This window comes from Aquimarina sp. I32.4, assembly GCF_002924285.1.
Classification (GTDB): domain Bacteria; phylum Bacteroidota; class Bacteroidia; order Flavobacteriales; family Flavobacteriaceae; genus Aquimarina.
In genome coordinates, this window is record NZ_PGUB01000051.1 from 20903 (window position 1) to 34138 (window position 13236).

The window sequence follows — 13236 nt, forward strand, 5'->3', positions numbered from 1 at the left end:
ATTTGCAAACTTTTGAAAATCTATGAGATACTTAGCATCACTTATAATTGTTGTGTTTTTTATGCAACCAATCACATCACAAACCTACGAAATAGGTTTGATGGCTGGAGGAGCTAATTACGTAGGAGATGTAGGATCTACACACTACATTGCTCCCAATGATATTGCGTTTGGAGCTATCGGAAAATGGAATAGAAGTAAACGACATGCTTTTAGAGCTTCTTTTTTATACGCAGAACTCAATGCTAATGACAGCAAAGGGGATGACAGAAGAAAAGAAAGAGGTCTTAGTTTTAGCAATTCTATAAAAGAATTATCGCTAGGAATGGAATTTAACTTCTGGGATTGGTATCTTTACGACGGTGCACCTCAATTTACCCCATATCTATATACAGGAATCACTACATTTAATTATGGCGCTCAAGCAATTGATACTAATGATAGAATAGGTGCTTATGCCGATAAATGGAGTTTTGCCATTCCTATGGTTTTAGGAATTAAAAAGACATTGGGTAGAAAATTTGTAATTGGAGCAGAAATAGGTGCTCGATATACATTTACAGATAATCTAGACGGTAGTAATCCCGACGATAGATTTGGTACAGGATTTGGTAATTTAAACAACAATGACTGGTATTTATTTACTGGTATTACAATATCGTACACTTGGGGTAGGATACCTTGTTATTGTGCTTTCTAAAAATGATTGATAAAAAACAATTAAACTCTAATATACCACAACATGTTGCCATTATTATGGATGGCAATGGACGCTGGGCCAAAAAGAAAGGCTTTTTCAGAGCTGTAGGCCACGAAAACGGAACTAAAGCCGTAAGAGAGGCCGTAGAAAGCAGCGCCGAAATAGGTATTAAATACCTTACTCTCTATGCTTTTTCTACAGAAAACTGGAATAGACCAAAACTAGAAGTAGACACTTTGATGAAACTCTTAGTTACTTCATTAAAAAAAGAAATCAAAACACTTCAAGACAATAATATCAAACTTAATACTATTGGAAATTTACAATTACTTCCTAAAAAAGTAAGAATAGAACTTTTGGAAGTTATCGACAAAACCAAAGACAATAGCCATATGACACTTACTTTGGCGCTTAGTTATGGTAGTCGAGAGGAGCTTGTAAAAACTATTGAAGAAATAAGTATTAAAGTTAAAAATGGTGTAATTTCGCCACATCTTATAAATGAATCAGTCATTAATGAGCATTTGTATACAAAAGATATACCTGATGTAGACTTATTAATACGTACCAGTGGGGAACAACGTATCAGTAATTTTCTATTATGGCAAATTGCGTATGCAGAATTATATTTTACAGAAATTTTATGGCCAGATTTTAGAAAGGAAGATTTATTCGAGGCCATATTCAATTATCAAAAAAGAGAAAGAAGATTTGGAAAAACTAGTGAGCAGCTCAGTTAAAGAAATGACAAAAAAACTACCTATTACGTATTTTACGTTACTCGCCTTATTAATATCAACATCGCTTTCTGCACAAAAAATACCTGGTGCTAACGGGAAAGAATACATTATTGGAGATATTAAAGTAACAGGCATTACCAGTTACAACGAGAATACTGTAATTACTTTTACAGGGCTAAAAAAAGGGGAACGTATTTTTCTACCAGGAGATAGAATAAGTAAAGTAATTAAAAAACTATGGAATCTCGAACTATTTAGCGACATCAATTTCTACATCAGTAATGTAGAAGGTGAAGTTGCTAATCTAGAAATCAACATACAAGAGGTTGCAGAATTAAACGAAGCCCGTATACAGGGCATCAAAAAACGTAAAGCCGCAGAGTTGATCAAAGACAATGGGCTTACCAAAGGCGCAAAGGTTACTGAGAACCTTACCACAACTACACGAAACTTTATTACAAACAAGTACAAAAAAGACGGATTCTTAAATACCAAAGTGGTCATCAACACCATCCCTATAAAAGATACCGTAAATAGTAATAAAGTAAATATGGTTGTCCTTATTGACAAAGGAGACCGTGTAAAAGTAGATAATATACTCATAGAAGGAAACGAGCAGCTATCTGATGCAAAGGTACGTAGTGCCATGAAAAACACTAAGCGCAAGAAGTTTCTCAGGTTCTGGAAAAGATCAAAATACATTCGAGCTGACTATGATGATGACAAAGACAACATCATTACAAAGTATAAAGAAAAAGGGTATAGAGATGCACGTATAATCTCTGATAGTTTGATTGTAGAAGATGACAATAGCGTATCACTACAACTTAATGTAGAAGAAGGAAACAAATACCATTTTGGTAATATTACTTTTTTAGGTAACAGTGTTTATACAGATCGCCAGTTGGCGAGACAACTCGTAATCAAAAAAGGAGACACCTATAATGGTGTTCTTCTAGAAAAACAAATTGCAGACAACACCAAACCTGATGCAAATGATCTTACCAACTTATACCAAAACAATGGGTATTTATTTTCATCTATTAATGCAGTAGAAACCAAAGTATACAACGATACTCTTGATTTTGAAATTAGAGTACGTGAAGGAAAGTTAACTTATTTTGATCATATTACCGTTACAGGAAACGACAAAACAAATGACCATGTAGTCTATAGAACCCTTAGAACACAACCTGGTCAACGTTATAGTAAAGATCAAGTTGTAAGAACTGTTCGTGAATTGGGACAACTAGGGTTTTTTGACCCAGAACAGTTAGAACCTCAATTTCAAAACCCAAACCCTCAGGCAGGAACTATAGATATTAACTACCCTGTTGTAGAAAAAGGGTCAAGCCAGATAGAACTACAAGGTGGTTTTGGTGGTGGTGGTTTTGTAGGAACGCTAGGGCTAGCATTTAGCAACTTCTCTATTCGTAACATTTTCAACAAAGAGTCATACAGCCCTCTTCCTATGGGAGATGGTCAAACATTAAGAGTAAGAGCACAAGCAAGTAGATTTTTTCAAACATATAGCCTTTCATTTGTAGAGCCATGGTTAGGAGGCAAAAGACCTTATCAATTATCTACTTCATTCTCTCACACTATTCAGTTTTTATTAAACAACAGAACTCGTAATGTAGACAAAGACAGTAAATTCCTTATCACAGGAGGATCAATTGGTATTGCAAAAAGATTAGATTGGCCTGATAACTACTTTACCTTATCTCAAGCTATAAGTATCAGACATTACAATCTAAAGAACTATAACACGAGATTGTTTACCTTTGGTAACGGTTCTTCAAACGACCTATCATATACTATTGGACTTAATAGAAATAATACCACAGTAAACCCTATTTTCCCAACAGGAGGATCAGAATTTAATATTGTAGCAAAACTTTCTGTACCCTACTCTCTTTTAGACGGGGTAGATTATAGTGAATTAGCTGATCGCAGAAAAGCTTTAGATGATCAATTGACAGATAGAAATGCTAACCTTACAGCAATAGAGCGACAGGAAAATCAAGATAAGATCGGGGTGATCGATCAAGAGCGTTTTAAATGGCTAGAGTACTACAAACTTAAATTTGATGGTACATGGTACACAAGCTTAATAAACATCGGTAACAAGCCTTTAGTTTTAAAAACAAAGGCTGAATATGGTTTCCTAGGCGCTTATAATAACGATAGAGGTAATATTCCATTTGAACGTTTCTTTTTAGGAGGTGATGGATTAGGAGCCACCAGTCTTGATGGTCGTGAGGTTATCTCACTAAGAGGGTACAAAAACCAATCTATAACACCTCAAAGCAGAACTAATAATCAAGATTTTGATGCTGATGGGGCAACAATTTATAATAAATATTCGTTAGAGCTTCGTTATCCTATAACACTAAAGCCCGCAGCATCAATATATATGCTCGGATTTTTAGAGGGTGGAGCTTCTTATGACAGTTTTAAAACTTTTAATCCTTTTCAATTAAGTCGCTCTGCTGGGGCAGGTTTACGAATCTTTATGCCAGCATTTGGATTATTGGGTATTGATTTTGGATATGGGTTTGATCCTATTCCAGGAGAGAATAGAGCTAATGGATGGGAAACTCATTTTATTATAGGACAACAATTTTAGTTTTGGCACGATTATTTCAATATACACACAAAAGTTATGAAAACAAAGGGTCTTTTACTAGTTGCAGCAGTCAGTTTGCTATTTTTCACAAATACAACAACTGCACAAAGAGGCATTAGAATTGGTTATATAGATATGGGATATATTCTAGAAAATGTTCCTGAATATAATGAAGCTTCTTCTGAACTTGACACTAAAGTACAAAAGTGGAAAGTGGAAATAGAAGCCGAACTCAAAGAGGTTGAGGAAATGCGTAAAGACCTGAATAACGAAAGAGTATTATTGACCAAAGAATTAATTGAAGAAAGAGAAGAAGATATTGTTTTTAAAGAAAAAGAAATATTAGAATATCAGCAAAAACGTTTTGGCCCTAATGGTGATCTTTTTTTACAAAAGAAAAGATTAGTACAACCAATACAAGATCAAGTTTTTGTTGCAGTTCAAGAAATTGCAAAAAATAAAAAATATGACTTTATTTTTGACAAGTCTGCTGATCCTGTTATGCTATATTCTGCGGATCGATATGACATAAGCGATCAAGTATTACTGAGAATAAATAGAGCCTCAAAAAGAAAGCAGTTAAGTAGTAAAAAAGATAAAAGAGCCCTAGAAAATGCCGAAAAAAGAAATCTAAGCCAAGAGAGAGAAGTAAGCGATAGAGAAAGAGCAGCTCAAAAAAGATTATCGCAAAGAGAACAACTTCTAGCTGAACGTAAAGCTGAAAGAGATTCTATCAGAGCTGCAAAAAAGAAAGAATTTGAAGAAAGAAGAGCACGATTACTAGAATTACAAAAAAGAAAAAAAGATTCTATCAACACTCTAAAAGCTCAAAAAGAAAATCTAGAAAATAATTAAAAACATTCGTATCTATACACGATATTTAAGAAATTAATTTTATAAATTTATAACACTTATTAATATTATTTACAAATGAAACAATTTAGAACATTACTAGTAGCTATTGCACTTATTATAGGAACTTCGAGTTTTGTAAATGCTCAGTCCAAAGTAGCGCATATTGCATCACAGGAACTAGTTGAATCAATGCCTGCTTTCAAAGCTGCAAAAAGTGAAATCGAAAAACTAAATAAAACGTATGATGCAGAGATCAGAAACATGATGCTGGAATTGCAAAATACAATGAAAAAATACCAAGCTGAAGCTGCTACTAAAACAGAAGAGGAAAATGCTAAAAGAGCACAAGAAGTACAGGCTACAGAAAAAAGTATCGGAGATTACAGAAATAATGCAATCAAAGATCTTCAGAAAAAAGAAATCGAACTAATGAAGCCTATATACGAAAAAGCACGTACATCTATTCAAAAAGTTGCTAGAGCTCAAGGTTTTCAGTATGTATTAGACTCTACTACAGGAACAGGAGTTATTATGGCTGATGGTAAAAATCTTATGGCAGACGTAAAAAAAGATTTAGGTATATAACAACACTACTTTAGTTTACAGAATAAAAAAAACAGTGAGGTCAACATTTCACTGTTTTTTTTATTTTTGAACAAATGATATTTACAATGCAAAACCAATCTATCGGTATATTTGACTCTGGTGTTGGCGGAACTTCTATATGGAAAGAAATCGTTACACTACTACCTAATGAAGATACTATTTTTCTTGCCGATAGCCAGTATGCTCCTTACGGAAAACGTAGCAAAGAAGAAATCATTGAATTAAGTATTAAAAACACAGAAAAACTACTTAATTTAAATTCTAAAATCATTGTAGTTGCTTGTAATACTGCAACTACAAATGCTATAAAAGTACTGCGCGCTACTTATGACATCCCCATAATCGGAATAGAGCCTGCAATAAAACCAGCGGCTATTCATACCAAAACAAAAAAAGTTGGAGTTCTAGCCACCAAAGGCACCCTATCGAGTGAATTATTTACCAAAACCTCTGACCTCTACACTCAAAACATAGAAGTTATAGAAGTAATAGGCACAGGCCTTGTTGAGCTTATAGAAGCTGGTAAAATTGAGTCTAAAGAGATGTATACATTACTCAATACCTACATCTCCCCCATGCTAGAAGAAAACATAGACCATCTTGTTTTAGGATGTACACATTACCCATACCTTATTCCTGTTTTAAAAAAAATACTTCCAAGCAAAGTATCTATTATTGATTCTGGGGAAGCCGTTGCAAGACAAACCAAAGCCATTCTCACCACCAACAATCTATTAACTCATTCTACAAAAAATGGCAACCACACAATATACACTAATGGGGATATTTCTATAATACAAGAGATACTTAAACCAATACCTAATAAGCACACTATAAAACAATTGAATTTTTAATCCCACACCTCTCCTACAAGAGGGTTTAAAAAACAGTTTACATGAAAACAATATGTAACATATTAGTCTTACTACTATTCATCCTATTTTTAAGTTGTAATAATTACAAAAAACAAGAAGCTCCCACAAAAATAATTTATATAGATCAGGAAACTGAATCTGATAATGAACCAGCAACTATAATTGGTGAATGGCATTTGGATTCTATTATTCATATTGATAGTGGGATTACAGGGAGCACACAATATCCATTTGCAACAATGATCTGGTCTTTTTCTGACAAAGGAAGATACACTGTCACAAGACAAGAAGATGAACTTGAATTAACACCACAATCAAACGATAGCCTGAAATCAAAATTCACAGCCGAAGTACAAAAAAAAGTTTTTAATGGTACGTATCAACAAAAAGATAACGAACTCATCACATTTATTTTTGGAGGAGAAACCAACTATCATATCAAAGAGAAATCAGACACTTTATTACTATTAGAATCTCAAAGGTACCAAGTCCCTCCTATTAGTGAAGAAGACAAAAATAAAATAACAAGACATTATTTTACCTATATAAAAAAATAGCTCAAAAAATTTAAGCAGTAATCATACTACAACAAACCATCTAAAGAAGAAGTTCTTTAGATGGTTTGTTATTATAACAAAAACCGATGTGTTTTTAGCAGTAAATAGGCCCACTAATTCCGCCACCACCTGTACCTGTACCTGTACCTGTACCTGTACCTGTACCTGTACCGCCACAGTTATCAGTATAACATGTTTGCCCAGGCTGATTACCTTGCCCAGCACAACTGTGCAACGATGGATTACCTGTTCCTCCTACAATAGATTTTGCAGCTAGATTAGAGATTTTAATTTTCTCAAGGGATAATTTTTTAGATGATTTTTTCATTATTTTTATGTTTTTATTAACCAATACAACAATAAAAACATAAAAAAATTATAACTATGGCTTTATTTTAACAATTTTTAACACAAATAAATTAATCTTATTGTTAAAAAACAATAAATATCCCACCTTTCTATATTAATCATTTAAAATAATCTAACAATGTTCCTTTTTTAGATGATGATACTGACAACTCTTTTCCAGAAGAAAGCACAACACTTCCTCCTTTACCTTTTTTATATCGTGTAACCTTACTTACATTCACTAAATAACTTTTATGTATCCTTATAAATCCATGTAAATTCAAAGATTCTTCAAAATATTTCAAGGTTTTACTAACGAGCTTATGGCCTTTTTCTAAATAAATTTTGGTGTAATTATCATCTGCCTCACAATACAAAATATCAGAAATTTGCAACACTTCAAATCCATCTTGTTGAGGAATTGTAATTTTCCCTTCTGCTGAAGTAACTTTGGGAACTAATACAGTATCCAATAGTGCAGTTTCTCGTTGCTTGATATGAGTCACATGATCAACAGCTTTAATCAAATTATCGATTGCAATAGGTTTTAGCAAATAGTAAGTAGCCTGAGCATTCAACGCATCTACTGCATAGTGATCATAAGCGGTAACAAAAACAATTTCAAAAGTACGATCAGGCACCTGCTCTAATAAATCAAATGCATTTCCGTATGGCATTTCTACATCCAAAAACAATACATCTGGTGTGTGAGATTTTAACAATTCTATTGTTTCTTGTACGCTAGCGGCTTCGCCTAATACAGTAACCGTTTTACAATATTTACTCAAATAATTTCTAAGAATAATTCTACTATTGGCTTCATCATCTACTATTATTGCAGTTACGTTCATTTACTTGTCTTTCTTAAGAATTAATTTTACTTGTGTTCCTTCTGTATTATCATACAAATCAGACACCACTACATCTACTTTGTCTTTATACATCTTATTGAGGATGGCAATTCTCTTTTTAATATTCCCCATTCCTTTAGAATTTTGTGATTTCTGATTTTGGGTTTTCAGTTCTTTAGATTTTTTACGCCCTATACCATCATCAGCAATAGTAATTACAATGCTATCATGAGCTATTTTCTCAAAACGTATTGACAACAACCCTTTTTCTTTTTTATATCGCAACCCATGCCAGACCGCATTCTCTACATAAGGTTGTAGCAACATAGGAGGTATCATATATGCTTCTACATCGATTTCTGGATCAACCTCAACTTTATATTCAAATTTATCTTGAAATCTAAAATGCTCTAATTGCACATAAATCTTAAGAAGTTCTATTTCTTTTTCTAATGGTATAAAATCCTCTTCACTATTTTCTAGTACCGCTCTCATCAATAAAGAGAAATCGGTAAGATATCTGTTTGCAGTTCTCTCATCACTTGTTGCAATAAATGTATTTACAGAGTTTAAAGCATTAAAAATAAAATGTGGATTCATTTGTGATCGCAACGATTTTAATGCCAAAAGGTTATTTGCATACCGTTGTTGCTTCATGTTTCTATACATTAAGTATGCTGCAAGAAGTAATAAAAGAGTTAGTCCTATCAAAAAATAGATTATAATCTGTTGCCGTAAACTTTGTTGATTTATTAGCTCTTGCGATGCAAATGCCAGTTCATACCTTACCTCATTGAGTTCTCTATCTTTCTCTAGCGTTGTAATACGGTTTGCTCTTTGTGAGAGCTCTCTACCAAATCGCGCCGCCTGAGATATTTCTTGATCTTTTTGAATGTATAGCTTATCAATAATCACTTCATACTCTTCAAAAGCCTTAGAAGCCTTTTTAAGTTCTCCTTTTTCTCTATATACTTCTCCTAATTTCCTGGTAGCATCTTTTTGAACAATCAGATCATTTTTTGATGCAGCCTCTTTTATACTTTCCTCTAGATAAGGTATTGCCTCGTCATAAGCTTCTTGTGCCGCAAAGGCTCTGGCAATTTTATAATTTTGCACCTGCGTAGTAAGAGAGTTATCTTCTGCCTCAGGGGGTGCATCTTGAGCTTCCTCAAGTTCTTCTATATCCTCAATTGCTTCTTTTCTTAACTGTATCTCTTTCTCATAACTATTACTCTTGTTATAAAAATCTGCCGCAACAGTTCGTTGTCGTGCAGATATTTTTTTACTCTTCTGCTGTGCCAATTGCACAGAATTATCCAAGTATAGCTCTGCATCTTTTATATTTCCTTCCTGCTGTAATACTCCAGCCAACTTAGAATTCAAAAAGATTACTTTATCATCAAGTTTTTTTCGTTGACTTATAGAGAGTGCCTTATTATAATTTATTGTAGCTTTAGAATAATTCTGCAATCCTTTATAACTATCACCCAATCCTTCATAAATCATAATTTTTTGAGAACTACTTATACGTGATTTCTGTAATTGATCAAAAGTAAGTAATGCCGATTGATAGTTCTTATCTTCTAGTTGGGCGTATCCTAATTTGATTTTTACGTCAACAGTATATTTATTTTTAAGACTTATCAGGTAATTACTTTCTGCAAGATCAGGTTGTTTCCAGTATCTATATATATCTGCCAGCGTCTCAAATAGTGCTGCTTTTTTATTTGCTGATGAGGGGTCATCATCTCGTATAGTCTCTAATGCACTTGTTATATGCTCTATACTTGTAGCGGCATCTTTTTTTAAGGTAGTCTTTGCCGCTTCTAGATTCTTGCGATATATAGACTCTGATTCTCTTTTCTTAGAATAAATAGATGATTTTGAAAGTTTCTTTTCTGGAATATCCTGAACCTCTATATCGATTCTTTGTCCATCTTTGATTGTATACCGTACCGTATTAAAGCTATCATGGGTAACAATAAGCTCATCTCCTACTCGTGCTTCGATCTTAAAATTACCAAAAGCATCAGTAGTAACAGCTCCTTTTCCTACTACTGTTACATCTACATCTCTAATAGCTTTTCGAGTACTCTTCTCTTTTACAGAACCCTTGATACTCATAGATTCAGAACGTTTCATCCTAGTCTCTTGCTGTCCCAAAACCAATACTGGCAAGAAACACAAAAACAATAATATCAAAACAATCTTCTTCATCATACTTAATTAAAACAAGGTAAACTTAACCCATTTAGCTCGGATAATAAAATTCACTTTTCTCGATTATTCTATTTTACGCCTACTTTTAGCTATAGAAGAGAAACTTAACTAATCAAACAGGCATTCTTACTCATTGATTATCGATATACCCTCATTTCAGGTTTTTAGCAAAAAAAGTTATCTATAGTTTTACTTCAACATTAAAAAAGAAAGCTATGAAGACATTTTTTACATGGAGTATATTATCCTTATTTTTTATCATTTCTTGCAATGCTAATAATAAATCAAATTCTGAAATCTCACTTCGAAAAGAGAAAAACCATATTATAAGTACTACCAAAACAGATCCAAATATCCGTAATATTCAAGTAGCACTATTACTAGATACGAGTAATAGTATGGATGGCCTTATCGAACAGGCAAAAGCGCAATTATGGGAAATTGTAAATGAATTATCGTATGCCAAATGTGGGCATAATAAAATAAAATTAGAAATTGCCCTGTATGAATACGGGAATGATGGGTTACCTTCTCAAGAAGGATTTATCAGGCAGGTACTTCCTTTTTCTAATGATCTTGACGAGATCTCAAAAGAACTTTTTGCACTTACTACCAACGGAGGAAATGAATTTTGTGGTAAGGTCATCAATACTTCTATCAATCAATTGGGATGGAAAAAAAGTAACGACCACCTTAAATTAATTTTTATTGCTGGCAACGAGCCTTTTACGCAAGGCCCTGTTGATTATAAAGATGCTGCAACAGATGCATTAGAAAAAGGCATCACAATCAATACTATTTTTTGTGGTAATTACCGACAAGGGATTGATACACAATGGAAACATGGTGCCGATATTACTTATGGAGAATATAGTGCTATAGACCATAATCGAGAAACCATACATATTGCAACACCGTACGACAATATCATCCTAGAACTCAACAATAAACTAAACAAGACCTATCTTTATTATGGTAATCAAGGAGCACAAAAAAGAAAACTACAGGCAGAGCAAGATCATAACGCCAGATCCTATAGTTCTGCAAATGCCGTAAGCCGAACGGTAAGCAAAAGTTCTGGATTTTATAAAAACAAAAGTTGGGACTTGATTGATGCAGTAGAAGATGAATCTTTTGAAATAGAAGAGGTTGAAAAAGAAGACCTACCACAAGAACTGAAAGATAAATCTAAAACAGAACTCACACAATATATTGCCGAAAAAAGTACTGCAAGAAAAGAAATACAACAAGAAATTAATGAACTCAATAAAAAACGAGTACAATTCATAAAAGAGAATAGCAAAAAAGAAGGAACCAGTCTAGAAACTGCACTACTTAATGCAATCAAAAAACAAGGTAGAAAAAAAGCTTTTACCTGGGAGGAGTAATACAGTAAGGTATCCCAGTGATGCCTACCTCCTCTTACATATTTCACAAATCTCTCATTTGATCGTAATATCAGGTGAGGGATTTTATGTATACTTCTCTTTGATATAGAGTTTGATCATTATGAATTCTATATTTTATACTAAAAAGCAACCCTTATTTAGAATGATTATACCAAACTAGAAAACGTGCTGTAGAATCAGAGACGATTCCAGTGCCACTGTTTTTGATCCCGTAAAACCCGTGGCGATTCCAGTAGAACAAGATGTGATCCCGTAAAATCCAGCATGATTTCCTGTTTACCTTGGGGTGATCTCGTGTTTTTGGTGAGCTATTCTCAAAAAAAATATAACAATAAACAGCAATAGAGATAGCACATACACGCAGTAAATTCATTTTTTTTCAAAAAAAAACGCTCAGATTACAGATATCTGTAAGGATATGAGTTATAGTTTACTTAGTTTTGTTTCTGAAAGTAAAGGTCTTATCGTAAAATAGGTTGATTTTTTTAAAGAATACGATATGCCCTTCTTTCTACTACCCCATAATTTTTTTGAGCTAAGCTCATACTAAACGTAATTTTTTTAAAACCTAAAAATTAATATAATTATGGCAACAAAAACAGAACTGATTATTGAGAACAAGACCTACAGTCTTCTAGAATGCACCTTTGATTACCACAAACCCATAGACTATTCAGGAAGACCCAGTGCGCGAGTGCAAGCAGGAAGCATCATGGTGGTCATAGATTTTGATGGTCAGGATGAACTCATAAACTGGGCAGGTAGTGATACCACTACTTATGATGGTAAGATTATTTTTTATAAAGGAGACGGTACAGGAATCAAGTTTACATTAGATTTTAAAACAGCCTACTGCACAGATATGAGCACCTATCACAGTAACCTCAATGGTGGTGGCGTAGTATCAGAACTTATGATCAATGCACACAAAATGAGTATAAAAGGACACACCCATACCAATAACTGGCCCGTAGCCTCAAAAAAATAAAACCTATGCTCAGGATGAGAAAAAGTAATCAAACCCTATCTGGGCTTGATGATATACTACGCCCTGCAATAGAACGTGCTGTAAAGCCACGATTTGATGGCAACCCTCCTACTGCTTTTGATATAGGGTTTGCATTGCAACAGGAGATCGATAATACCCGCACCGCATTATCAAAAGCCTTATACAAAATAGATTTGGCAAACGATGATATAGGTGGAATATCTAGTTTTGTTAGGACGATTTTAAATAGCCCATAATGTTAAATATATTTGAATTATGGTAAAGCGAAAACATAGTAACGATTTTAAACTTATGATTGTAGAGTTATTACAATCAGGTCAAAGTGTACAGCAAGTGAGTTCAGAATATGATTTAGATGGAAGTATGATCCGTAAATGGCGTAAATCATATGAATCTACCTCTGGTAAATTCACTGTAAAACAGGAATTGAGTACAAA

The 13236-nt window shown here is 33.6% G+C and carries 15 protein-coding genes; 11 read left to right on the forward strand and 4 right to left on the reverse strand.

Features of this window, described 5'->3' with window-relative positions; all coding sequences use genetic code 11:
- Nucleotides 1-22: 22 nt before the first annotated feature.
- The 7 genes from CVD18_RS12605 (at nt 23) to CVD18_RS12635 (ending at nt 6962) form a co-directional block, all read left to right on the forward strand.
- On the forward strand, nt 23-700 hold the full coding sequence (locus CVD18_RS12605; RefSeq protein WP_103865803.1) for a DUF6089 family protein: 678 nt from the start codon (nt 23-25) through the stop codon (nt 698-700).
- A gap of 2 nt (nt 701-702) precedes the next feature.
- Nucleotides 703-1440, forward strand: a complete 738-nt coding sequence (locus CVD18_RS12610) for an isoprenyl transferase (RefSeq protein ID WP_103865804.1) — start codon at nt 703-705, stop codon at nt 1438-1440.
- Between the two features lie 4 nt (nt 1441-1444).
- Nucleotides 1445-4069: an outer membrane protein assembly factor gene (locus CVD18_RS12615; protein WP_103865805.1), complete on the forward strand. Its 2625-nt coding sequence runs from the start codon at nt 1445-1447 to the stop codon at nt 4067-4069.
- 36 nt (nt 4070-4105) lie between these two features.
- Complete coding sequence (locus CVD18_RS12620; RefSeq protein WP_103865806.1) at nt 4106-4924, forward strand: OmpH family outer membrane protein; 819 nt, start codon at nt 4106-4108, stop codon at nt 4922-4924.
- Between the two features lie 75 nt (nt 4925-4999).
- Entirely contained in the window at nt 5000-5509 is a 510-nt protein-coding gene (locus tag CVD18_RS12625; RefSeq protein WP_103865807.1) for an OmpH family outer membrane protein, read from the forward strand.
- Between the two features lie 86 nt (nt 5510-5595).
- Nucleotides 5596-6384 carry a glutamate racemase gene (gene murI, locus CVD18_RS12630; protein ID WP_103865808.1) on the forward strand — a complete coding sequence of 263 codons (789 nt, stop codon included), beginning with the start codon at nt 5596-5598 and terminating at the stop codon, nt 6382-6384.
- Between the two features lie 41 nt (nt 6385-6425).
- Nucleotides 6426-6962 (forward strand): hypothetical protein, encoded by a 537-nt coding sequence (locus CVD18_RS12635; RefSeq protein ID WP_103865809.1) that lies wholly within the window; start codon nt 6426-6428, stop codon nt 6960-6962.
- Between the two features lie 94 nt (nt 6963-7056).
- Here the strand turns inward: CVD18_RS12635 and CVD18_RS12640 are convergent, their stop codons facing one another.
- The 3 genes from CVD18_RS12640 to CVD18_RS12650 form a co-directional block, all read right to left on the reverse strand.
- A complete protein-coding gene (locus CVD18_RS12640; RefSeq protein WP_103865810.1) occupies nt 7057-7290 on the reverse strand; it encodes a hypothetical protein in 234 nt (77 codons plus the stop codon).
- Between the two features lie 139 nt (nt 7291-7429).
- Complete coding sequence (locus tag CVD18_RS12645) at nt 7430-8161, reverse strand: LytTR family DNA-binding domain-containing protein (RefSeq protein ID WP_103865811.1); 732 nt, start codon at nt 8159-8161, stop codon at nt 7430-7432.
- The gene (locus tag CVD18_RS12650; RefSeq protein ID WP_233194545.1) at nt 8162-10381 is read right to left on the reverse strand and encodes a histidine kinase; all 2220 of its coding nucleotides are present in this window, start codon (nt 10379-10381) and stop codon (nt 8162-8164) included.
- Nucleotides 10382-10596: 215 nt separating this feature from the next.
- On the opposite strand from CVD18_RS12650, the gene CVD18_RS12655 reads away from it, so the two are divergent.
- Nucleotides 10597-11769, forward strand: coding sequence for a VWA domain-containing protein (locus CVD18_RS12655; RefSeq protein ID WP_103865813.1), 1173 nt, complete (start codon nt 10597-10599; stop codon nt 11767-11769).
- Nucleotides 11770-11923: 154 nt separating this feature from the next.
- Here CVD18_RS12655 and CVD18_RS22370 read toward each other — a convergent pair whose 3' ends face one another.
- Entirely contained in the window at nt 11924-12163 is a 240-nt protein-coding gene (locus CVD18_RS22370; protein WP_146052778.1) for a hypothetical protein, read from the reverse strand.
- A gap of 213 nt (nt 12164-12376) precedes the next feature.
- Between CVD18_RS22370 and tssD the strand changes: the two genes are divergently transcribed.
- From tssD to CVD18_RS12670, 3 genes are all read left to right on the forward strand, one after another.
- Complete coding sequence (gene tssD, locus CVD18_RS12660) at nt 12377-12778, forward strand: type VI secretion system tube protein TssD (protein ID WP_103865814.1); 402 nt, start codon at nt 12377-12379, stop codon at nt 12776-12778.
- Nucleotides 12779-12792: 14 nt separating this feature from the next.
- Entirely contained in the window at nt 12793-13035 is a 243-nt protein-coding gene (locus CVD18_RS12665; protein ID WP_103865815.1) for a hypothetical protein, read from the forward strand.
- 19 nt (nt 13036-13054) lie between these two features.
- A partial coding sequence (locus CVD18_RS12670; protein ID WP_146052779.1) for a transposase occupies nt 13055-13236 on the forward strand: 182 nt, incomplete at its 3' end.